The organism is Acidilobus sp., assembly GCF_049973875.1.
In the GTDB taxonomy this organism is placed as follows: Archaea; Thermoproteota; Thermoprotei_A; order Sulfolobales; family Acidilobaceae; genus Acidilobus.
This window is the reverse complement of the sequence record NZ_JBMFJI010000092.1, coordinates 1-757: the sequence shown is the minus strand read 5'-3', so window position 1 is coordinate 757 and position 757 is coordinate 1. Positions and strand designations below refer to the sequence as shown.

General features: G+C 36.5%; 1 pseudogene. It reads right to left on the bottom strand.

Annotated features, from left to right (window positions below):
- Positions 1-525: 525 nt before the first annotated feature.
- Positions 526-757: pseudogene (locus tag ACP5H1_RS08505) on the bottom strand (hypothetical protein); the annotation flags it as partial.

Here is a 757-nt window from a genome sequence, read left to right as displayed (position 1 = left end):
GAATAAAGATGATCGTCTAGGACTCCAATTTATCATGAAGTGAGGTCGGCTACAGCTATCATCCTCAGTAAGTTAGCCTAAGAGAATCATATCAACCCATTATCTTCTAGCCCTGTATCTTGATAGCGAAGTGAGATCTTATCCATATAGTGAAGCATACTATTTGCACCTTACTTTAATTTCAATCATCTTATCTTTAATTGTGATAGAGCGTAGGGCTTACCCCTCGCCTGCATACAAAGCTTAACAATAGGTGAGTCATAAGACTCCTTCGAGCTCAAAGGTACGGGGCTCACATATCCGTTGTCCCTCCCGACCTTGGAGCAGCGCTAAGGCTAGGTTGAAGCTCCTCCCTCAGTGGGAGATCAGAAAGAGGTTCCTTGAAAAAGTGAGGTAGAACGACGGGCTTGTCCTGGTGAACTCCGCTTTCATGATGGCCAAGGTCAAAACACTTTATTAATACTATGGTAACTAAATTATACTTTATTATTTGAACATAAAATTTTAAAAATTATTATTTAGAAACTATAAATTTACGGTATAGTTTTTAATAATTGATAAAAATTGTTTTTCAAAGTTTGAAAGAGAATAATTTTTAGCTTGCTCTATAGCTGATTGTTGAATTTTATCAAAATTTTGCAAAGCATAACTTATAGCAATTTTTGCGTCAATACTATTGGTATATCCCAAATTTGGATCTAATTTTGAAACGATATCATACCATGCCGCTCCATCTTTGTGTACCACAGGTATAAGC